Here is a 19,784-nt window from a genome sequence, read left to right as displayed (position 1 = left end):
GAGCTCAAAAATTGATCTTTGTCTGCAGACTTTTTTTTATCAAACAATCGAACTCATACAAAAATGTAGCATTCCTCTTCAGCGTATGTGGGTGCATACACACATACTTAATTTCTGTCGTATATGCACTGCATTTTTTCTAATCTTTTTTTCATAGGGGGATTTTATGTTCAGTATTCCAGATACTTGACCTTTACTTTATCTCATAAAAACCAACTGGTACCTGCGGTTTTTATAGACTCAAAATTTCAATCAAAATTCAACTATTATTCAAAGAAACTTATAGTTATTCTTAGTGTTATTACTATAGTAACAGCGCTATGATGATAAGAATACGGAATCCTTTATAACTTTCTTCTCAGTCTTTATTATAAGGTGTTCCATAATATGGAAAGAGTAAAGTTTTAGAGAGATAATTAAAATTATCCTTATCACCTACTTAGCAATAAATTATATTTGCTTAATCGTAATTACTTACACATTCTTCAATGTCCTGTTTTATTTATGGTAAACATTAAGCTTAAAAATGTACACAGTCTATTAAATTATATTATTTGTTTTTTTTCCTTATATACATTCTGCTATTGCTTTAGATAACTCTTCATCACATTTAAAAAACTTACCTGATTTTTACCTTTTAGAAAACCTTTTGATAATATAGGAAAAATTATTAGAACTGACAATTTTAGAAGTTTTGATCTTGATAAAAGAAATAAGATTTATACCAATGCTCATAATAGTATCAGTCTTGTAAATATTATTAATAAAATTATCTTAGCTCAAGATAACTTATTCATACTAGAAAGTAAGCCGTATAATATAGTACTTGTTGATAATCCCAATCTTAGTAGAACTACAGGTGCTGCAGGAAAGGACTATGTGATTATTGAGGGAACTTAAAAAAATATCAAAGATTATACTAGAGTGATATCACATGAATTAATTCACAGATATATAGGACATATAATAGAGCAAGACAACGATAAGAAAATGAAACAAAATATAAGTGGTTTTTTGAAGGATTTACGGAATTTTATGGAGTGAAAACCTTACTTGACACGAAACTTATTGATAAAGATGAGTACTTAAAAATAAGTAATACTTCTTTAAAAGAATATTTTAATTCTTTAATACCTAATATTGATTTCGAAAAAATAAACCAAAAGCATTTACTTGATCAAAACATAAGCATGTTGAACTCTAATAGAGGTTTTACTCTTGCAATGATAATTGATGAGAAATTAAATGAGGTTAGTAATGGAAGGTGCGACTTATTAACTATTGTAAATAGTGTAGTAAGTGAAATAACTTCAAAGCAAGTTAATTTTAATGTTGACTTATTTGCAAGTCATTTAAAACATTACTCACCAGAGTCTCTTACAAAGGACATCATAGCCTCTATAAGGGATCCTGGCATACTTCTCAGTTTGTTACCTAGTAGATTACTCAATAAAAATTTAACTTTCCAAGATACTGATAAGTATAGTGATATATGCTTTAATTTAACTAGAAGCCTAGAATCACAAAAGATACGTGGGTTAAATTAGGTAGTGACTGCCATAATATGGGACTCCAGGATGGTCAAGAACTAAAATGCTATAGTATTGACTTTAATGGTGGTAATATTAAGTTAAAAGTCCTTGAAAACAAGATAACGAAAGTTATACATTTGAAAGCCAACAAAATAACGAGTAGCACTCCGATATATAAATAGCTCAGATAAATGCTTGATAAAAGCTATAGTAAACCTAGACTTTGCCATTTGAAGGCGAAATAATTATGAAAAACAATAAAGAAAAACAAGTGGATTTATTATTAGAGCTTCTTAGAGCTAATATCGTTCAAGTTAGTAGTAGTGTCATACTTAAAAGAATAGAAAAGCTTTCAAGCAATTTTCATGGTAGAAATAATCATAGTAGCCATTGTCAGTTTGATAGAGATGGTGGAGGGTATGGTAATATATGCTGGGCAGATAAGATTACAGAAAACCTGACTGACAATTATCATAAAAAGGATAAAGAGATTTCTATATAACTTTTACGGTAAAAATAACTACTTTGAACATATTGTTAATTTGATAGGTATAAAGTGAGCGTCCAATACATGTTAGGTTGCTGCGATAAAAAGAGCTTAATTAGAGGTAATTATGAAACCCAAAAAAGCTGGTACTATACTTAAAACTATATAAAGGTGTAATATTAATTACACCTACTGTTATTACTTTAATAAAGCTGACCAATCGTGGCGCAATCGAAAGCCTCATATATCGATGGAAATGATTGATAAGTTCAATGAACTTATTTCTCAAGGAGAACATGTGTCCCCCATAAGTTTGTTGAATATAACATAAGCAATACTAGTTGGGCTAAGTTCTTATCAGATAAATTTTTTAATAACTTTTTGAGTGATATGGAAAATATGCCTGACGATTGTAAGCAGTGTTGTTATGAAAATATTTGTGGTGGGGGAAGTTATGGTAACAGTTTTAACCCTACCAACGTAAATTTTAATAATCCTTCAGTATATTGCGAGGGATTTTTGGTAAAGGATTATACAAATTCTTTTAATGCATGGATTTTCTAAAGAAAATTACGGCAGTTATTATTGAATAGTAATACTGAAAAAGCAGCTTAATGGTAGTGTATAAAAGGTATTTACTAGACGTTTTTCTATAATTTAATTAGCACCTAGAGGGTTGACTTTATGAATATCGTCCCCTAAACTGCCGTTACCAAGATTCGAACTTGGGACCTCGTCATTACCAATGACGTACTCTACCACCTGAGCTACAACGGCAAGTTCACTTATTATGATAATGAATAACATGAAAAGAAATAAGGAAAAAGAAGAAGAGAGAAAAAGATTGGCAAAAGCTTTAAAGCAAAATATTCTAAAAAGAAAAAAACAGCAACAGAGTAGACAAGATGCCAGAACTCCCAGAAGTGGAAGTAATCTCTAACTTCTTATTTGATAAAATCAAAAATAAGAAAATAAGCAATGTGACAGTCAATAATTGTAATTTGCGTGTACCAACGATGAAGAATATTGATGATTTGCTAAAGGGCAAAGTTATAAATGATATCAAGCGTAGAGGTAAATATATAATCTCGAATATAGATTCTAGTATGGCTGTAATCATACACCTTGGCATGAGCGGAAAGCTTATATATGCTGAAGACAATCAAGCACAGAACAAACATGATCATTTGATATTCTTATTTTCTGACAACACTTCACTAATCTTTAATGACCCAAGAAGGTTTGGATTAGTGATTGTTTTAAACAGAGAGCAGGAACTAAATTTTTTTAATAACCTAGGAATAGAACCCCTCAAAGATGAATTTGACGGACATTATTTACAGAAGTTGCTAAAGAACAGAAAAGCAAATATCAAATCAGTATTAATGAATAATAAGCTAATAGTTGGCGTAGGTAACATATATGCTTCTGAGAGCTTATTTAGAGCTCGCATATCACCACTTAGGCTAGCACAAGATTTAACATATATAGAGTGCGAAAAACTTGCTATCGAAATAAAAAATACTCTGAGTGATGCAATTGCTGCTGGTGGTTCAACACTGAAAGATTATGCAAAACCATCTGGATCTGCTGGATACTTTCAAAATAACTTTTACGTATATGGTAAAGTGCAAAAACCTTGCAGAATCTGCAACAATATCATAACACTTATACGACAAAATGGTCGCAGCACTTATTTTTGCAATGCATGTCAGAATTAAATTTTATTTTTGCATATGATGCTCTTACCTGAAAAAGATCCTTTTGATTTGTTCTCAAAGTGGTATCAAGAAGTACTTAATTTTCCGTGTAAAGAGTCAACTGCAATGATGCTAGCAACGTGTAGCAAAGACTGCATTCCATCTGCAAGAGTAGTATTACTAAAGGAATATAGTAAAGAAGGTTTTGTGTTCTTTACTAACGTAAACAGTAGAAAAGGAAAAGAATTGACTGAGAACCCCAAAGCTGCACTCGTATTTTATTGGACAGAATTTTCTAGACAAGTACGAATTGAAGGAGAAGTTATGCTTCTAAGCGGCAAAAAGGCTGACGAATATTTCTCTTCTCGAGCACGTGATAGTCAAATTAGCGCGTGGTGCTCAAAACAATCAAGAGTTCTGAAAAATTGGCAAGATTTTAAGCAGGCTATAGAATTGAAAGAGAAAGAATTTCACAATACACAAGTTTCTCGTCCTGACTTTTGGGTGGGATTTTGTGTAATTCCAAAGGTAATTGAATTTTGGCAAGAAGGTGAATATAGGAGACACACTAGGTTTAGATATTCTCTTGTTGAGAAAAGCACTTGGAAAGTGGAGCAATTATATCCCTAACGTTAGAGAAAGCTACTCTGCAAATCAAAGATAAGGATTTATTGTCGTAACAGGACCTGATCAAGTAACTTTTTATGGCTTAAAAACTTGTTGTATGTAACGTATTGTAATACTTACGCAAAATATTTTAGTGCATTCTCAAATATGAGCATTCCATCACCATATTTTGGCATAGCTACTCCTGAACGTTTACATTTTTCTTTTTCAAGAGGCCAGTTATCCTGCTGAGTAAAAAATATTCCTCTCTCTGGGTGAGGCATTAAAGCTAAAACTCTACCACTTTTGTCTGACAAAGCTGCCAGGTCGTATATAGATCCGTTTGGATTGTAAGGAAATTGTAAATTTGCATATTCACCATTTTCATCAACGTAATGCAGTGCAACGGAATTATTTTCAATCAATTGATTTAAAATATCTTGATCCATAAAAAACCTGCCTTCTCCATGAGCAACAGGAAGATATAGCTCACTCAGGCCCCGTAGCCAAACAGAACTACTCTGCGGATTAACTCTCACTCTAATCCAACGACATTGGTAATTACCTATATCATTAGAGGTTAAAGCTAGATTAGAGAATTCTGGAACCAATTTTACTAATATCTGGCAACCATTACATATCCCTATAATAAGCTTATCCTGAGATAAGAAATTTTGAAATTCGTCTAACAAGTTGTTTTTCATACGCAAAGCAAATGCATTACCAGCACCAGTATCATCACCATAGGAAAAACCTCCTGGAATTGCAAGTATATTGCTTAATTTCAGTTCACTCGGATTATCTATAATATCATTAATGTGAACGATTTTTACTTCAATAGTATTAATACCAAGCTTTCTGCTGCATTCCATAAATGCAAATGCAGTTTCTTTTTCGCAATTTAAGCCATAACCAGATAGGATTGTAATTTTCATGAATCAAAAAACTCGAACTTTCTTTTTACAAAATTTGCTATTAAATTCAAAGCAAATAGCATTAACAATAAAGCTATAATTGCAATGGCAGCAAGCTCAATAAATGCAATTTCAGGACTACTTGACCATATGTATATTTGTACAGGTAAAACAGTTGCCGGATCGAAGAAGGATGTAGGTGTATCAGCAATAAATGCTACCATGCCTATCATAAGTAAAGGGGAAGATTCGCCTAAAATCCTTGCAATTGCAAGCACTGCACCATGTATTATCCGTGGCAACGCAATCGGTAAAGCGTGATCCAATATCACCTTGATGTGAGGTGCACCTAGCGCAAACGCTGCATCTTTTATTGCAATAGGAACGTTTGTAAAGGCATTTTTTGTTGCAATAATAATATTAGGCAGCATCATAAACGAAAGAGTCATCCCACCAACAAGCGGTGAAGAACGTGGTAAACCAAATATGCCCAAGTAGAGAGTCAGTCCTACCACACCAAATATTATAGAAGGCACTGCAGCAAGATTATTCATGCTAATTTCTACAATATTTGTGATTAGCCTATTTCTAGGCATAAATTCATAAAGACAGATACCTGACATAATTCCTATTGGCAATGCCAACGCTAAACATACTATAATTATCATTAATGAACCGATAAATGCCCCTAAAATCCCTGCATTCTCAGGCTCACGAGAATCAGACTTAAGAAACAGAGACTTATTAAAAAACTTTCTTACTCTTCCCTTATCTTTCAACCAATCAAGTAATTTAGCATAATGATCATTCAAACATTTATTTTTATATAGTGAATTGATCACACTCGATGCGGTAAACCAGATCTCATATTCACCACTATCTTTCACCTTCTTACGAAAAAAATTCTCTAGTTCTTTGTAAGAATCACGACTTAAAATTTCGTCACTGTCTTTAAAATCAGTTTCTTTAAACACCTTACGTAAAGAATCGTTAAGTAAGCCAATGAACTTATACCGCAAATCACTAGAATTATTCGTTAAAGTAAGATCAGCATTTATTTCAACTGGCAATAAAATTTTCGTTACTGTTAAAGCACTATAAGAGTTAACTAATATACTTAGTAATATACATATAGGACACCCAACTGAGACAATCAGTGCTGTAAGAGAGCAAAAGCATAAAATGCTATTCTTTTTATTTTTTCTTTTTACACGAGCATGTACGCGCTTAGATTGAAGTAACTTAAGGAAGTTTTTCTTTATTATACCCATTTACTTTTCTTTACATGAGGATTTGAAAAGACCTTCCCCTTTTCCAGTGCTCGACACTTAGATCTAACAGGCTTTGCCTGCAAATAATTTTTATATTTCTCATGAAAGCACAAGCCAAAAGGAGAATATGAAGCCCAGTGTCAAACATTGGGATAACAAGAGAGGGTTCTGAGATGATACAATCGACATCACTCCCTATTGTATCTACTTAGATTTTTTTTTAACATAAGTAGTACGTTCTTTGATCCTTGCAGCTTTCCCAAATAGCTTGCACAGATAATATAATTTTGCTCTACGGACCTTTCCCTTTCTCATCACTTGTACTGAAATTAATGCAGGAGAGTAAACAAAAAATTGTGATACTATACTTTCTCCATGACTTACCTTTCTAACTGAAAAAGAAGAGTGTAGTCCACGATTTCTTTTTGATATACATACGCCCTCAAATATCTGTGTACGCTCACCCATACTATCAACTACCTTAAAAGTGACCTTCAAATCATCGCCAGGACAAAAAGCTGGCATCTCTTTGGATAATCTTTGTATTTGTTGTTCGTTAAATTTTTCAAGCAAGTTTGTCATTTATCATCTCCATTCAACAATTCAGGTCGACGTTCCTTCGTTCTAATATATGACTGTCGCCTTCTCCAATCACTTACTTTTCTGTGATTACCAGACAACAGAACCTCAGGAACTTTATACCTATTCCACTGCTTAGGCCTAGTATATTGAGGATATTCAAGCATACCGCCACTATAACTAAAACTTTCTTCAGTAACGCTATCGAAATTATTTACTACACCTGGAAGAAGCCTAATACATGCATCGATAACCACCATTGCAGCTGGCTCACCTCCTGAAAGGATATAATCTCCGATACTTAACTCATAAGGAGTATACACATCAATTACTCTTTGGTCAACACCTTCAAATCGACCACACAATATTGTTACATGAGGAATTTCTGTTAGCTCCTTTGCAATGCTCTGATTAAATTTTGTACCAGATGGAGTCATATAAATAAATCTAGTATTTTTATGAGCAGAAAGCACATTATCAACTGCATTACCAATCACATCTGGGCGCATAACCATCCCTGCTCCACCTCCATATGGAACGTCATCCACAGTTGAATGTTTATCTTTAGCAAAAGAACGAATATTTACTATTTCAAGATTCCATATTTTTTTTTCCAACGCTCTTCCAGCAAGAGAATAGTTCAAAACCCCGGGGAACATTTCTGGAAATATGGTTAACACTGTGACACTAAACGTCATTAGCAAACTTGTAGTAAACTAAGCAGCAGTTTGATATCATCTTATAGTATACAGCTAAATTAATCATGTCACCGAATAAAATCATTTACGAAGGTAAAGCAAAATCCATTATAGCAACTGAAGACTCGTTAAATGTCATACAGCACTTTAAAGATGATGTTACAGCGTTCAACAAGGAAAAATATGAAATTATTGAGGGCAAAGGAATAATTAATAATCATGTTAGTGCTTTTATCATGGAAAAGCTCGAAGAAGCAGGAATTAGCACGCACTTTATAAACACTCTAAACGAAAGAGAACAGCTAGTCAAAAAACTCAAGATAATACCTCTTGAGATAGTGGTTAGAAACATTGCAGCTGGCAGCTTTTGCAAACGTTTTAATATCAAAGAAGGTGAGACACTTACATCTCCTATAATCGAGTTTTTTTACAAGAATGATGACCTAGCTGACCCAATGGTGAATGAAAATCACATACTATATTTTGGTTGGTTATCCAACAAAGAAATGGAAGAAGTTAAAACTACAACTTTAAAGATCAACAAAATCTTAGTCGACCTATTTTCAAATGCAAATATATATTTAATTGATCTCAAGTTAGAATTTGGCAAATTGATAAACAACAGCACTAAAATCATTTTAGCCGATGAAATCAGCCCTGATAATTGTAGGCTATGGGATAAAAATACGTATAAAAAGCTAGACAAAGATGTTTTCCGTTTAAACCTAGGAAACTTAAAAGAAGCATACTTAGAAGTTGCAAAAAGACTGTCAGTAAAGTTAGACTAACTAAGTACTACTCTATCAAGTGGAGGCTGACATGCTTCATCAAGTTTTCCAATAATCTCAATTTTTTCTCCACGCTTTTGGAAATGGCTTTCCACATCCTTCATACTATCGGGATCTACAATCAGTACTATACCTATGCCGCAATTAAATGTTTTTAACATTTCTCTCTTTTCTATTTTGCCTTCTTCTTTCAGCCATAAAAATATATCTGGCCATTTCCAAAAATTAATATTTATATCTACAAATAAATTTCCTGAGAGAATTCTTGGAATATTGTCTATTAACCCGCCACCTGTTATATGCGCAATGCCTTTTACCTTTGGCATAATAGGCAACAGAGAATCAACATATATCTTTGTTGGCTTAAGCAATATTTCACCCCAAGATTTATTATTCCATGGAGATATATCATTATAATTTATATCTAAGCTTTTAAAAATATGGCGCACCAAAGAAAATCCATTTGAGTGAATTCCATTTGATTCTAAACCAACTACACAGTCACCTGCTTTCATCATACTACAGTTTGGAAGAATTTGCTTTCGATCAACAATACCAACCACAAATCCTGCAAGGTCATAGTGATTGTTACCATACATTCCAGGCATTTCTGCAGTTTCTCCACCAACTAATGCTATTTTAGATTCCTTGCACCCTTCTGCAACACCCTGGATTACAGACAATAAAACGTTTTTGTTTAAAACGCCTGTTGCAAAGTAATCAAGAAAAAATAAAGGTGTTGCTCCTTGTGCAAGTAAATCATTTACACACATTGCAACTAAGTCTATACCTATAGTATCATGCTTATTCACCTCTTGAGCTATTAATAGTTTTGTGCCCACTCCATCAGTTGAGGAAACAAGTACTGGATGGTCATATTTCTTACTCAGCGAAGAAAAGTCAAACAATGCGGAAAATGATCCTACTTCACTAATTACTTCTTCTCCTTTAGTCCTTTCAATAATAGGTTTAACTTTTTTTATTAGTTCGTTATATAGTTCAAGGTCTATTCCAGATTTAGCATAAGTATTCATAACGCCTTCATAAATCTTATAATTATTAATACTATATTAATGCTTTGACACAAAAAGCGCAACGAAACTTTCTCTTAAATTGACTACCACGTGCTTACCAATATAGGGTTAACTCAAGTCATTTATACTTTTATCCAATGAATAAAAACATAATGTTAATAACAGAATGCCTATCAGGACGAATTCTTCATGATTTTGCTAGTTCTATGCAAGGAATAATGGGTGGATTGGAAGAGCTTGAAGAAGACAATCCCTATATGCAAAACGAAGCATTGTCATTACTTAAAGAAAGCTCAGACGATTTAATATATAAATATAAAGTTATGAAGCAAGCGTATTCTCATTCATCAGATAATTTCAGCTTTGTTAAGACTAAAACCAATATAGAAAATTATTTATTAAAAAAAAAGTAAAGCTTCAGTGGAGAGTAAGTGAATGTCCTACAGAAAACTTAATTGAAAAAATAAATAAGATAATTTCCAATGTGGTGATAACTATAATCAGTGCAGTGGCGCAAGTTGAATTAGTGTCTATTTTACTGACTAAAACAGAAGATAAAACACTACTCACTATAAAAGTAGTAAATGAACATAAGTCAATAAGCACATTATTAGTGAGCAAATTAACAAAAAAAAATGATATTCGTTTGGATACAAAAGACATTATCATCTACATGACTTCTTTACTGTTAGAACAGTATAACACTAAAATCAATTGCACTTGTGAAAGTAATTCACTGAATATAGGCTTAACTATAACTTGAGATGGCTTCATATTTCATAAAAAGGAATCGATACTATAAATTTTAATCTTGGATAGGGAAAGGAAAAATTTTGTGGAGTAACTTAGACATAAAATCTGTAGTTAATTTGCAGGAAGTGTTAAATAAATCATACGCGTCAAGTTAATGAAATATCATGAAATATAGCAACATTTGAGATAGGTATTTTATTTGTTACATGTATTTTTTTAGGGAGTTCTTATCTAGAAGAAGATAATTTTTTCAGAATAGTCTATAAATTAATAACTTTATTACTTAATATATAAAATAGTTTTTTTCGTTTCCTTTCTTCCTTACACCACTTTTCCTTAACTTGACACGTATGGTTTATTCAACACCACCTAATTTACCTCACAACTCATTTTAACACATATGAAAATGATGTTTAAAGAATTTTTCCTGCAGTAATGAATTATTATGAAGCTTCCATTTTCTGTCGCTTACTACTGGGATAGTTTGATAGTTGCAGTACATATCTATCAATGATAAAATAAAGATTAGTTTATTTTGATACTATGATTAGGGTACTCTTTGTTACACTATTATTTTTTTGTGGTGGTTATGTACTTGCAAAACAGGAACCAAGACCAATAGCTGGTGATAACCACATAAAGGTAATGAATTATAATCCACAGGCTATACATAAGTACACGGGCTTTTATGGTTATCAATCCAGCATATTGTTTGAGCCAGGGGAGGTAATAGAGAGTCTTTCAATGGGTGATGCAACCGGTTGGCAACTCCTTCCTCAAGGTAATAGATTATTTATTAAGCCTATAGATGACATTGCCGATACTAATGCAACTATAATTACCAATAAAAGAGTTTATTATTTCGAATTTCATGCTGAAGAAGCAAAAGGTATAGATGATCCAAGGTTAGCATATGAAGTAAGGTTTCTTTATCCACTGTTCAACAGTGATGAAATTTATTCAACGAGTAATGGTGATATTCTAGAGCAAGCTATTTATACCAATATCCCTGATATAAGTGATATTGAGGTTATAAAGAAAGGCTTGAATTTTAACTATTCCATATCGCACGTTAAAGGCAGTCAATCAATAATACCAATTAAGGTTTTTGATGACGGAAAATTTACATATCTACAATTTGATAAAATAAAGTCTGATTTCCCGGCAGTTTTTATGGTTGATTCTGGAGGATATGAGTCCTTGATAAATTTTCGTACAGTTGATGACTATCTGATAATTGAAAGAGTAAACTCGGTATTTACCTTAAGAAACGGATCAAGTACAGTCTGCCTGTTTAATGAAGACATACCTTTCAAAAAAGGTAAGTGATTAAAGGCTATAGTATTCTTATAGGTGCAAAATTCTTTCTATGGTGCTTCGTAATTCCATGAAGGCTAATAGCGCTGAGGTGTTCTTTTGTTCCATATCCTTTATTTTGATACCAATTATATTGAGGATATTTATTATGCAATTCTTCCATAAGTCGATCTCTTGTAACTTTTGCAACGATTGAAGCGGCTGCAATTGATATACTTAAACTATCACCATTCACTACAGACTTTGTTTGCCATTTCACTTCAAGTGGTTGGTTACCATCAACTAACACATAATCTAGTTCTAAATCTAAATTTACCAGCGCACGTTTCATTGAAAGCTTTGTTGCTTGCAAGATATTGTATGAGTCTATCTCCTCTACACTTGCCATTCCTATACCAAATTTTGCAACAGACGTTATTTTTTCGTATAGAACTTGCCTACACTTAGGGGTTAGCTTTTTTGAGTCTTTTATTCCATCAATAACCGTATCTATATCAGTAAATATTACAGCTGCAGATATCACTGGACCGGCAAGCGGACCTCTTCCAACTTCATCTACTCCTGCTATAATTCCTGATAATGTATTTTCTAATGTGAAATCTGGATATTTCATAGTTCCTATAATAAGAAAGTTAAAGCAAAAATCGAACAAACGATAGAAATTATCCAAAATTTTATAACTATTGTATTTTCTGACCACCCTTTCTTTTCAAAGTGATGATGTATTGGCGTCATAAGGAAAATTCTTCTTCCTGCTCCATATCTAAATTTTGTATATCTAAAATATGATACCTGAATAATCACAGATAAAGTCTCTATCACAAAGATTATTCCAATAATGGAAAAAAGCATTTCTTTTTTAATTAGAACACTAGTGAGTCCTAAAGCTGCACCGATTGATAGGCTTCCAACATCACCCATAAATATTTTTGCTGGATGTGTGTTAAACCACAAGAAACTTAAAATAGCTCCTATAAATGCAATGCAGAATAAAGTAATGTTTACATCTGCTTGAGTTACGTATGAAATTAGCCCCAAAAAGGCAAAGGAAGTAATGGCTTGAGTTGCAGCAAGGCCATCTAGGCCATCTGTAAGATTCACAGCATTAGAAGAGCCGATAATTACAAATGCAACAAACGGAAGATATAGATAGCCAAAGTCGATTGCTACTTCTCTAAATAGAGAAATTTTTGTAAAACCTTCAGCAGATTGTAGCTTAAGTATAAACATACAGACCAGAGTAACGACAAACTGAATAAGTATTTTGGTTTTTGCACTTAAACCTCGGTGGTGATTTGTCTTCAATTTTAAATAGTCATCAATAAATCCAAGTAGAGCAAAAAATAGAGTTATAAATACCAGCAATGAAATTTCTGGTGTTAATTGAGTCCAAAGCAGGATTGGTAATAAAGCAGAAGTTAGTATTATTATTCCTCCCATAGGTGGTATATTCTTTTTTGTTATTAAATGACTTTCTGGTCCATATGATCTGATTGGTTGTCCATCTTTACTTATCTTTTTTAGAAGTTTTATAAAATAGGGAAAGAGAATAAACCCAAAAATAAATGAGATAAGAAACGTCTTTGTAGCTGAGTTCACCTGCCTATTCAAAATTAACTAGGTATTATACCAAAAGCTTTACCTAATCTCAATTTATACCTTTTTATCAGCTCATTTTATTTGGAGTAAATTTAGTTATTGATTGGTTATAGCAAAGTTTGCATACTGATGTTTAGTTAATGGTAAGAGGTGGCATATGTTGGATTATACTAAAAAGCTTTTGTAGTCTACTACAGTACCTGATAGTGAGAGTAGAGTTAAAAATTCTTACACGCATATAATAGAGAAACCTTCTTTTGGTGATGTAGCTTCAAAGTTGAGTAAGGAAGAAAGGTCAGAAGAGCATCTTGTTATATGAAGAGTTAGTACCGCAATTGCAACAAAAGAGCTCTGAATCAGTCAAGGTTTTACAGCAGCCTTCAACAGATGTAACAAGTGTGACAACAACACCAACGTCTACTTCTCAGAGATGCCCTTGACTAAACAAATCAGAAAAAGCAAAAATAGTATAACTTGCTTACAAATGTAAGTAACTTGTACTTCTATGATGAATAACACAATTCTACCAAGAAATTTCTATGAACGGCCAACTTTAACCGTAGCTGGGGAGCTGCTAGGGAAGATGCTGAAATTTGCTAATTTTAGTGAAATAATAACTGAAGTTGAAGCGTATATAGGAATGGATGACCCAGCTTGCCATGCAGCAAGAGGCTATACTAATCGAACCTCAGTAATGTTTGGTACGCCAGGGTTTTCGTACGTATATTTTATGTATGGAATGTACTATTATCCAAATATTGTGACAGAAGTAGAAGGATTCCCAGCAGCAGTGTTAATACGAGGATTAAAGCTCACTGAACCGCTTGAAGCAAATTTAGGCGGGCCAGGCATACTGTGCAAAAAATTAAACATTACAAAAGAACATAATAAACAAGACCTTACTATAAGTCATGAATTTTGTCTCTATGAATATCACCTTAAACCAGAATGGCTTTATTGCATAGAACTGATAGTGCATGTAAATCAAAGTAAATTTACGCAGCTAATTTAAATTTAGCCACACCTATATCAGTAAATTTATTCAATAAGTAGCACTTAATTAACAGCTCTTTTTCACGATTTACCTCTGATTTATTTTTCAAGTTAAACACAAATATTTGCTTCAACCTATAGAAAAAGACTTCAATATAAGAACGTGCTCCATACTTAACTTTTTTCTTCCATTCATTAATACCATCTTCATAATTCTCATATTACCTAATTCTACTAATGTACTCGTTTCTTTCTGAGAAGTAATCAGCTAAACAAATTTAAGTATCCTTTCTAGGGGAATAATAGGCACAACATTGTATTTTCTGCATTCTTTATACACACTTTTTATATCATAAGCCACATCTGCTCGAATAGAACAAATATTATATTTATCACTGACTTCTTCTCACATATCACAGACCGGCAAATAGTCTACAGCAACACCACTAGTGTAGTTCATGCTTATTGCTTTCTTATCATTCACGTTTAAAACAACATGTAGTTTTCTTACTTGACCATAACCACTGTATTTTCTTTTTCGAGTATTAAGCCTACTATGCCACCGTTATTATTTTAGATACCAACTCTAGTGCTATCTACGGCAATTTTAATATTTTCAAAATCATCCTTATTGGCTCTATGGTCATCAATCTTCAAATTAAGCTTTTTAAAGCTTCTGGACGCTTGTGTATAGCTGATAATCTTAAGTTTTTTTGCCTATTTGTACCATATAACCTTTTACAGAACCTACAGCTTGTCTCAAGCCAATTCTAAAAAGATGAACTATTATGTGTATTAAAATTACAACCTCATCACTATAAGTGATATTGCCACCTGCAACTTTTGGACTATTTTCATACCAATTTTCTATAGCTTGATTAACAAAATGAAAAATATTTCCTCTTTTTTTTGAGAAATTCGTTATATTCTCTTTGGTTACTTACTCTCATTTTTTGCGGCATAAGTTATACTTGTTTGGAAAATGCCTATTCTACAACTAAATTCGTTAGTAGTCATATATTGAAAAGCTTTTCTTCTTACAATAACCTCTACCAACACTAGCTATTCAACAAAGCCAGCCGGCATTACTGCTATTGTAATTCTAGCAACATCTAGTGTAACTTTCCTCACAGCTGGTGCTCTTATTACTTTGGTTCTGCTGGCATCATCCTACGTTTCAGTCTATACTTTTACTGCTTTAGCCCTATTATTATTGCCTTATTTGATAGTTTGTTTTCCCGTTGTAGTATCTGCATCTATTGTTTTATTTGTTGGAGTTGCAGCTCTAAAAGCATGCTATCTGCTATTCAAACGCTATGACATATTTCTGCTCAGGCGATAGCTCTTAAAGAAGTATATATGTATAGAGAGGAGGTATATACAGCATTGAAAGTGGCATTTATATCTGTGAAAAGTGCATTAAGTGATGGTCGTGCGCTTGATCTTTTTAAGCGTGACATTTTATCACCATTAGAAAATGTACCTACAGCACTTACGAATACTGCGTGGAGTCTAGTAGAAAGTCTGAGAAAGTAAGTAAAAGTATCTGCAAAAATCCTTATGTAATCTAGGGCCAAACATGGCAAAGCATCAGATTGTACTTTGGTATATTACTTTATCGAGTAAGAAATATATTATATGTCTTTTGTTTTGCTACATTTCCTAAAACTATAAATAGTTGTTGATACATGTAAATTTTGGTATTATACTCAATATTTTAAGTAATGATTTTACTATATTAACTAATACTAACTGTAAACAAAAAATCTCAACGTTATTATATTAATGAACACTACACTATCAGTTATCTGTATGGATATCATATCAGGGAAAAGTTTAACTATGAGAAATATTGAAATAATATTCCATGGAAGTGTTTCTATATTGTTATCGGTCTTAAAATTGCTTACCGTTCTCAATAAAAAAATTAGAAATAATCCAGAACAAATGAGTAGTATTTCTAGAATATGGAATTTTATTGAAGGTTATATTATGGAAGATATTTAAAAAAAAAGTTTTTCATTAGAATATTACTTATCAGAAAATGTATCAATAGATGATAAACTTACTAAGTCGCTTGATAACATACTATATCAGTACTACAAACTTCTTACGAATGAACGCACAAAACAAATCTTTGCATGCCATTCAGAAAGTGGAACTAGCATTTATAGTAGTGATTTTGTAGGAGATTCAAAACCTTCCTACTATACTTAGTATACTAAATTTACAAATCATTTTTCAGTTACAGATACATCACATTGTCAGAACTTCTATACCAGATAGAACTTAATTTTATAGATAAGACTGAACTGACAAATGGCTATGAACTCAATCTTGTTAAACTTAACATTTTATCACCATTAGAGAATATATGTGGAATAAAAAATTAATTTACAGCGTATCTATCTTTGTATTTATTGGAATTAAGGTAGTAATGAGAAATGTCTCTTGACATTTGATAAACCCAAACGTAGCCTGAGATAATTTAGTGTTTATTTATGAAATTTGTTCAATCACTTAACAATCAATTAGATAGTTTATACTTATTAAAACACCCATTTTACGAGTCATGGAATGAAGGTGGTTTAAGCCTGCAGGTTCTGCAAACCTATGCTAAGGAATATTATCACCATGTTGCTGCTTTTCCTCGTTATATCAGCGGTATACATTCCTTGTGTCCGAATTTGAAAATACGGCAAGTTTTACTTGGTAATTTAATAGAGGAAGAACAAGGTGACGAGAATCACCCAGAATTATGGCAGCGTTTTGCTGAAGGACTGGGAGTAGTACGTTCAGAACTTTGTGAAAATGTACAAATTAAGGAGACACGAGAATTAGTTGATGGTTATTTTGACATTGTAAAATCAGATTTTGCAGCAGGTCTTGGAGCTCTGTACGCTTATGAACGTCAAACTCCAGAGGTTTCTAAGTCTAAAATTGAAGGTCTGAAAAAACACTATTCAATAAACGACGAACGTTCTCTCAAATTTTTTACCGTTCATATGGAAGCTGATGAGTGGCATTCTGAAGAGTGTGCAAGCCTTATTGCAGATTTAAGCGAAGAAGAGCAAGAGAAAGTTATGCAAGGTGCTAAAAAAGGAGCAAAACTCTTATGGTATTTTCTTGATGGCATGATGAATGTTAACGTTTGTCATTAATTATAAGTAGGTACTAGATTCAGTGGTAGCATGTAATCTTCTTATATCTGATTTACGGCTTTGGGTTCATTTGGGATGTAGTACAGAAGAGAAGTTTTCTCCCCAATTGGTGAGTATTGATGTTGATTTCACTTTTAAATCTCCTCCTTCAGGGCTTACAACTGATCAACTTAAAGATACTATCTGCTATTTGGAAGTAGTGCAGAATATTCAATCTCTTGTTCAGGGCAAGCAATTTGATTTAATCGAGCATTTAACTCATGAGATATACAGAGCCATCAATAACCTTTTGCTGCAAAAGAAGCATATTATTTCTTCTGTCAGAGTGACTACTCACAAAATTGCACCACCAGTTCCTGGTGTACATGGGGGAGTTTTTTTTACTTGCTGTAATGAATTGCAAGAATGATCTATATTTCTATTGGATCAAATATAGGTAACCGCCTTTCCAATTTACAAAGAGCTACTGAGTTACTAAAGAATCTCTATTTAAAAGACTTAAAATCTTCAATCATTCTAGAAACTAAGGCTATTTTACCAAATGGTGCTCCACCTGATTGGAACAAGCCATTTCTCAACATGATTATCTATGGAAGTTGTTCTTCTTCTCCTGAGGATCTACTAAAAGGCTTAAAACAAATCGAATGTGATATTGGTCGTCCACAAGTCTACGAAAAATGGGCACCTCGTGTTATTGATTTAGATATTTTGTTATGGGATGATCTAACGCTTGATATACCTGATCTTAAAATTCCTCACCCAGAATTAGTAAAGAGACCATTTTTGCTCCACTTGATGGCAATGGTTAACAAAACCTTTGCTTTCAATGTTCAAGACTGTTTTTCAAAGAGTTTTACGCTTTCACCAAAGCTTATGGGTATCGTCAATATTACCACTGATTCATTTTCAGATGGTGGTCTTTATTATGATGCGAATCGAGCAACCAAGCAGGCATTGCAGCTGGTATCAGATGGTGCAAGCATAGTTGATCTTGGAGCTCAATCAACAAGGCCTGGAGCTTCAATAAAGACGCCAGAGGAAGAGTATGAACGTCTAAAACCAGTACTTGATAATCTTAGCGACTATATGAAAAATGGTGATATTGAAGTTAGCATTGATAGTTTTTGGCCAGACGTTATTTTCAACGTTTTGAAGCACTACAATATTGCCTGGGTAAATGATCAGAAGGGAGATCTGAGTAGTAATACCTTAAAAGAAGTTGCTAGAAGTGGGTGTAGTGTCGTTATTATGCATTCACTTTCGATACCACCACATAAGGACAATATTATTCCACATGACACTGACCCAATTGATATCATAAATAATTGGGCAGAGAAGAGCATTAACAAACTACTAGGCCTGGGTTTTGATGAAAATTCAATAATTATTGACCCTGGTATTGGTTTTGGCAAATCTATGTATCAGAATATTCAGATTTTACGCAGTATAGAAACTTTACAAAATTTTGGCTGCAAGGTTTTAGTTGGCCATTCCAGAAAGTCATTTATTTCCTCTTTTTCCATAGAATCTCCCTCGAATAGAGATTTAGAAACAATCGCTACATCTGCTGTACTGCAAAATAAGGTTGATTTCCTTAGAGTGCATAATGTACGTGACCACATGAGATTTTTTGTAGCCCAAGCTGTCTTAAAGGAATGAAGATTATTGGAATTATGGCTGTTGACCCTAATGGGGTAATTGGAATAAATAATGATTTGCCCTGGCGTTATCCAAGTGAATTCAAACATTTTTGTCAAGCAACCGACAAGCAAGTTATTGTGATGGGAAGCAAGACATTTGAAACCGTGCCTCAGAGCATACTAAAGAATCGTACACCTATTGTTTTCTCCCGTAACAAGTGTTTTAATATAGGCCCAAAATGTACTATTGTCTCTTCTATGAAAGAATTTCTGTCAATTCAAAGTAGTTCTCAAGTCTTTGTGATTGGTGGGGCACAAATAGCACACCTTTTTTTAGAACATAACCTAATCTCAGAATTTATTATGACTGAAATTCACAAGCCCTATAAGGGTGATACATACCTCAATTTAGCATTTTTTGATAGATGGAGTAAAACTATTCTCGTCAGAACAGAAGACTATACTATATTCAATTGTATCCGTTCGGCAGAGTAGTAAAATAAGAAAAAGAGAAAAAGACGACTAGAGGAATAAATGATGTCATGCAAGTAGCTAACACTGGGATGGCTTTGTTGCATCACTCTTCGGATAATAGGCAAGGTGGAATAAATTCATGAAGCTATCTCAAATTTAGCCATGCCTATATCAGTAAATTTGTTAAGCAAATAACACTTGAGAAGCAGTTCTCTCTCACGATTAACCTCAGATTTAT

At 33.1% G+C, this 19,784-nt stretch carries 22 protein-coding genes, 1 tRNA gene and 2 pseudogenes; 15 read left to right on the top strand and 10 right to left on the bottom strand.

The features are described from left to right. Positions 1–1,040 precede the first annotated feature (1,040 nt). Both wTpre_RS06825 and wTpre_RS03800 read left to right on the top strand, forming a co-directional pair. On the top strand, positions 1,041–1,547 hold the full coding sequence (locus wTpre_RS06825) for a hypothetical protein (RefSeq protein WP_245609369.1): 507 nt from the start codon (positions 1,041–1,043) through the stop codon (positions 1,545–1,547). Between the two features lie 232 nt (positions 1,548–1,779). After that, positions 1,780–2,034, top strand: a complete 255-nt coding sequence (locus tag wTpre_RS03800) for a hypothetical protein (RefSeq protein ID WP_068652639.1) — start codon at positions 1,780–1,782, stop codon at positions 2,032–2,034. Between the two features lie 689 nt (positions 2,035–2,723). On the opposite strand, the gene wTpre_RS03790 is transcribed toward wTpre_RS03800, so the two are convergent. Then, positions 2,724–2,796 (bottom strand) — tRNA-Thr (locus wTpre_RS03790). Positions 2,797–2,924: 128 nt separating this feature from the next. Here wTpre_RS03790 and mutM point away from each other — a divergent pair. Beyond that, positions 2,925–3,740 carry a bifunctional DNA-formamidopyrimidine glycosylase/DNA-(apurinic or apyrimidinic site) lyase gene (mutM, locus tag wTpre_RS03785; protein ID WP_068652100.1) on the top strand — a complete coding sequence of 272 codons (816 nt, stop codon included), beginning with the start codon at positions 2,925–2,927 and terminating at the stop codon, positions 3,738–3,740. A gap of 15 nt (positions 3,741–3,755) precedes the next feature. After that, positions 3,756–4,349 (top strand): pyridoxamine 5'-phosphate oxidase, encoded by a 594-nt coding sequence (pdxH, locus tag wTpre_RS03780; RefSeq protein ID WP_068652098.1) that lies wholly within the window; start codon positions 3,756–3,758, stop codon positions 4,347–4,349. Between the two features lie 113 nt (positions 4,350–4,462). Here the strand turns inward: pdxH and wTpre_RS03775 are convergent, their stop codons facing one another. From wTpre_RS03775 to trmD, 4 genes are all read right to left on the bottom strand, one after another. Beyond that, positions 4,463–5,260: a phosphoribosylformylglycinamidine synthase subunit PurQ gene (locus tag wTpre_RS03775; protein WP_068652097.1), complete on the bottom strand. Its 798-nt coding sequence runs from the start codon at positions 5,258–5,260 to the stop codon at positions 4,463–4,465. Next, positions 5,257–6,510 carry a phosphate ABC transporter permease PstA gene (gene pstA / locus wTpre_RS03770; RefSeq protein WP_068652095.1) on the bottom strand — a complete coding sequence of 418 codons (1,254 nt, stop codon included), beginning with the start codon at positions 6,508–6,510 and terminating at the stop codon, positions 5,257–5,259. Before pstA ends, wTpre_RS03775 begins: the two co-directional genes overlap by 4 nt. A 204-nt stretch (positions 6,511–6,714) precedes the next feature. Continuing rightward, the gene (gene rplS, locus wTpre_RS03765) at positions 6,715–7,092 is read right to left on the bottom strand and encodes a 50S ribosomal protein L19 (RefSeq protein ID WP_068652094.1); all 378 of its coding nucleotides are present in this window, start codon (positions 7,090–7,092) and stop codon (positions 6,715–6,717) included. After that, the gene (trmD, locus tag wTpre_RS03760; protein ID WP_068652091.1) at positions 7,089–7,787 is read right to left on the bottom strand and encodes a tRNA (guanosine(37)-N1)-methyltransferase TrmD; all 699 of its coding nucleotides are present in this window, start codon (positions 7,785–7,787) and stop codon (positions 7,089–7,091) included. Before trmD ends, rplS begins: the two co-directional genes overlap by 4 nt. Before the next feature lie 65 nt (positions 7,788–7,852). Here trmD and purC point away from each other — a divergent pair, with 65 nt between their 5' ends. Next, positions 7,853–8,575, top strand: a complete 723-nt coding sequence (purC, locus tag wTpre_RS03755) for a phosphoribosylaminoimidazolesuccinocarboxamide synthase (RefSeq protein ID WP_068652089.1) — start codon at positions 7,853–7,855, stop codon at positions 8,573–8,575. Here the strand turns inward: purC and purM are convergent. After that, positions 8,572–9,609 carry a phosphoribosylformylglycinamidine cyclo-ligase gene (gene purM, locus wTpre_RS03750; RefSeq protein ID WP_068652087.1) on the bottom strand — a complete coding sequence of 346 codons (1,038 nt, stop codon included), beginning with the start codon at positions 9,607–9,609 and terminating at the stop codon, positions 8,572–8,574. The genes purC and purM overlap by 4 nt on opposite strands. Positions 9,610–9,746: 137 nt before the next feature. On the opposite strand from purM, the gene wTpre_RS03745 reads away from it, so the two are divergent. From wTpre_RS03745 to wTpre_RS03735, 3 genes are all read left to right on the top strand, one after another. After that, positions 9,747–10,022, top strand: coding sequence for a hypothetical protein (locus wTpre_RS03745; RefSeq protein ID WP_068652085.1), 276 nt, complete (start codon positions 9,747–9,749; stop codon positions 10,020–10,022). Beyond that, the gene (locus wTpre_RS03740; RefSeq protein WP_157055015.1) at positions 10,007–10,372 is read left to right on the top strand and encodes a histidine phosphotransferase family protein; all 366 of its coding nucleotides are present in this window, start codon (positions 10,007–10,009) and stop codon (positions 10,370–10,372) included. Before wTpre_RS03745 ends, wTpre_RS03740 begins: the two co-directional genes overlap by 16 nt. Positions 10,373–10,905: 533 nt before the next feature. Next, positions 10,906–11,691: a TrbG/VirB9 family P-type conjugative transfer protein gene (locus wTpre_RS03735; RefSeq protein ID WP_068652081.1), complete on the top strand. Its 786-nt coding sequence runs from the start codon at positions 10,906–10,908 to the stop codon at positions 11,689–11,691. A gap of 7 nt (positions 11,692–11,698) precedes the next feature. Here wTpre_RS03735 and wTpre_RS03730 read toward each other — a convergent pair whose 3' ends face one another. Both wTpre_RS03730 and mraY read right to left on the bottom strand, forming a co-directional pair. After that, the gene (locus wTpre_RS03730; RefSeq protein WP_068652079.1) at positions 11,699–12,292 is read right to left on the bottom strand and encodes a ribonuclease HII; all 594 of its coding nucleotides are present in this window, start codon (positions 12,290–12,292) and stop codon (positions 11,699–11,701) included. 5 nt (positions 12,293–12,297) lie between these two features. After that, positions 12,298–13,278 (bottom strand): phospho-N-acetylmuramoyl-pentapeptide-transferase, encoded by a 981-nt coding sequence (gene mraY / locus wTpre_RS03725; RefSeq protein WP_068652637.1) that lies wholly within the window; start codon positions 13,276–13,278, stop codon positions 12,298–12,300. A gap of 508 nt (positions 13,279–13,786) precedes the next feature. Between mraY and wTpre_RS03720 the strand changes: the two genes are divergently transcribed. Beyond that, the gene (locus wTpre_RS03720) at positions 13,787–14,290 is read left to right on the top strand and encodes a DNA-3-methyladenine glycosylase (RefSeq protein WP_068652076.1); all 504 of its coding nucleotides are present in this window, start codon (positions 13,787–13,789) and stop codon (positions 14,288–14,290) included. Here wTpre_RS03720 and wTpre_RS07515 read toward each other — a convergent pair. Continuing rightward, positions 14,274–15,233: pseudogene (locus wTpre_RS07515) on the bottom strand (IS5 family transposase). The gene wTpre_RS03720 and the pseudogene wTpre_RS07515 sit on opposite strands and share 17 nt — an antisense overlap. 397 nt (positions 15,234–15,630) lie before the next feature. Here wTpre_RS07515 and wTpre_RS05690 point away from each other — a divergent pair. The 6 genes from wTpre_RS05690 (at position 15,631) to wTpre_RS03685 (ending at position 19,567) form a co-directional block, all read left to right on the top strand. Next, positions 15,631–15,807, top strand: coding sequence for a hypothetical protein (locus tag wTpre_RS05690; RefSeq protein WP_157055014.1), 177 nt, complete (start codon positions 15,631–15,633; stop codon positions 15,805–15,807). Positions 15,808–16,083: 276 nt separating this feature from the next. Next, the gene (locus wTpre_RS03705) at positions 16,084–16,278 is read left to right on the top strand and encodes a hypothetical protein (RefSeq protein ID WP_179945507.1); all 195 of its coding nucleotides are present in this window, start codon (positions 16,084–16,086) and stop codon (positions 16,276–16,278) included. Positions 16,279–16,772: 494 nt separating this feature from the next. Next, positions 16,773–17,432, top strand: a complete 660-nt coding sequence (locus wTpre_RS03700; protein ID WP_068652072.1) for a CADD family putative folate metabolism protein — start codon at positions 16,773–16,775, stop codon at positions 17,430–17,432. Positions 17,433–17,454: 22 nt separating this feature from the next. Further along, entirely contained in the window at positions 17,455–17,841 is a 387-nt protein-coding gene (locus wTpre_RS03695; RefSeq protein ID WP_068652070.1) for a dihydroneopterin aldolase, read from the top strand. After that, positions 17,838–19,091, top strand: coding sequence for a dihydropteroate synthase (gene folP / locus wTpre_RS03690; RefSeq protein ID WP_068652067.1), 1,254 nt, complete (start codon positions 17,838–17,840; stop codon positions 19,089–19,091). Before wTpre_RS03695 ends, folP begins: the two co-directional genes overlap by 4 nt. Then, positions 19,088–19,567, top strand: a complete 480-nt coding sequence (locus tag wTpre_RS03685; protein WP_068652065.1) for a dihydrofolate reductase — start codon at positions 19,088–19,090, stop codon at positions 19,565–19,567. Before folP ends, wTpre_RS03685 begins: the two co-directional genes overlap by 4 nt. Before the next feature lie 116 nt (positions 19,568–19,683). On the opposite strand, the pseudogene wTpre_RS07510 reads toward wTpre_RS03685, so the two are convergent. Then, a pseudogene (locus tag wTpre_RS07510) lies at positions 19,684–19,784 on the bottom strand (IS5 family transposase); the annotation flags it as partial.

Origin of the sequence: Wolbachia endosymbiont of Trichogramma pretiosum, from assembly GCF_001439985.1 — a bacterium.
GTDB lineage: Bacteria > Pseudomonadota > Alphaproteobacteria > Rickettsiales > Anaplasmataceae > Wolbachia.
The sequence above is the reverse complement of the archived record's forward strand: the minus strand, read 5'-3'. Positions and strand labels throughout refer to the sequence as shown.

Excerpts from the sequence above, each read along its gene's own strand:
- wTpre_RS03800 (WP_068652639.1), top strand. The coding sequence starts at position 1,780 with ATGAAAAACAATAAAGAAAAACAAGTGGATTTATTATTAGAGCTTCTT.
- mutM (WP_068652100.1), top strand. The coding sequence starts at position 2,925 with ATGCCAGAACTCCCAGAAGTGGAAGTAATCTCTAACTTCTTATTTGAT.
- pdxH (WP_068652098.1), top strand. The coding sequence starts at position 3,756 with ATGATGCTCTTACCTGAAAAAGATCCTTTTGATTTGTTCTCAAAGTGG.
- wTpre_RS03775 (WP_068652097.1), bottom strand. The coding sequence starts at position 5,260 with ATGAAAATTACAATCCTATCTGGTTATGGCTTAAATTGCGAAAAAGAA.
- pstA (WP_068652095.1), bottom strand. The coding sequence starts at position 6,510 with ATGGGTATAATAAAGAAAAACTTCCTTAAGTTACTTCAATCTAAGCGC.
- rplS (WP_068652094.1), bottom strand. The coding sequence starts at position 7,092 with ATGACAAACTTGCTTGAAAAATTTAACGAACAACAAATACAAAGATTA.
- trmD (WP_068652091.1), bottom strand. The coding sequence starts at position 7,787 with ATGACGTTTAGTGTCACAGTGTTAACCATATTTCCAGAAATGTTCCCC.
- purC (WP_068652089.1), top strand. The coding sequence starts at position 7,853 with ATGTCACCGAATAAAATCATTTACGAAGGTAAAGCAAAATCCATTATA.
- purM (WP_068652087.1), bottom strand. The coding sequence starts at position 9,609 with ATGAATACTTATGCTAAATCTGGAATAGACCTTGAACTATATAACGAA.
- wTpre_RS03745 (WP_068652085.1), top strand. The coding sequence starts at position 9,747 with ATGAATAAAAACATAATGTTAATAACAGAATGCCTATCAGGACGAATT.
- wTpre_RS03735 (WP_068652081.1), top strand. The coding sequence starts at position 10,906 with ATGATTAGGGTACTCTTTGTTACACTATTATTTTTTTGTGGTGGTTAT.
- wTpre_RS03730 (WP_068652079.1), bottom strand. The coding sequence starts at position 12,292 with ATGAAATATCCAGATTTCACATTAGAAAATACATTATCAGGAATTATA.
- wTpre_RS03720 (WP_068652076.1), top strand. The coding sequence starts at position 13,787 with ATGAATAACACAATTCTACCAAGAAATTTCTATGAACGGCCAACTTTA.
- wTpre_RS05690 (WP_157055014.1), top strand. The coding sequence starts at position 15,631 with ATGTATAGAGAGGAGGTATATACAGCATTGAAAGTGGCATTTATATCT.
- wTpre_RS03705 (WP_179945507.1), top strand. The coding sequence starts at position 16,084 with ATGGATATCATATCAGGGAAAAGTTTAACTATGAGAAATATTGAAATA.
- wTpre_RS03700 (WP_068652072.1), top strand. The coding sequence starts at position 16,773 with ATGAAATTTGTTCAATCACTTAACAATCAATTAGATAGTTTATACTTA.
- folP (WP_068652067.1), top strand. The coding sequence starts at position 17,838 with ATGATCTATATTTCTATTGGATCAAATATAGGTAACCGCCTTTCCAAT.
- wTpre_RS03685 (WP_068652065.1), top strand. The coding sequence starts at position 19,088 with ATGAAGATTATTGGAATTATGGCTGTTGACCCTAATGGGGTAATTGGA.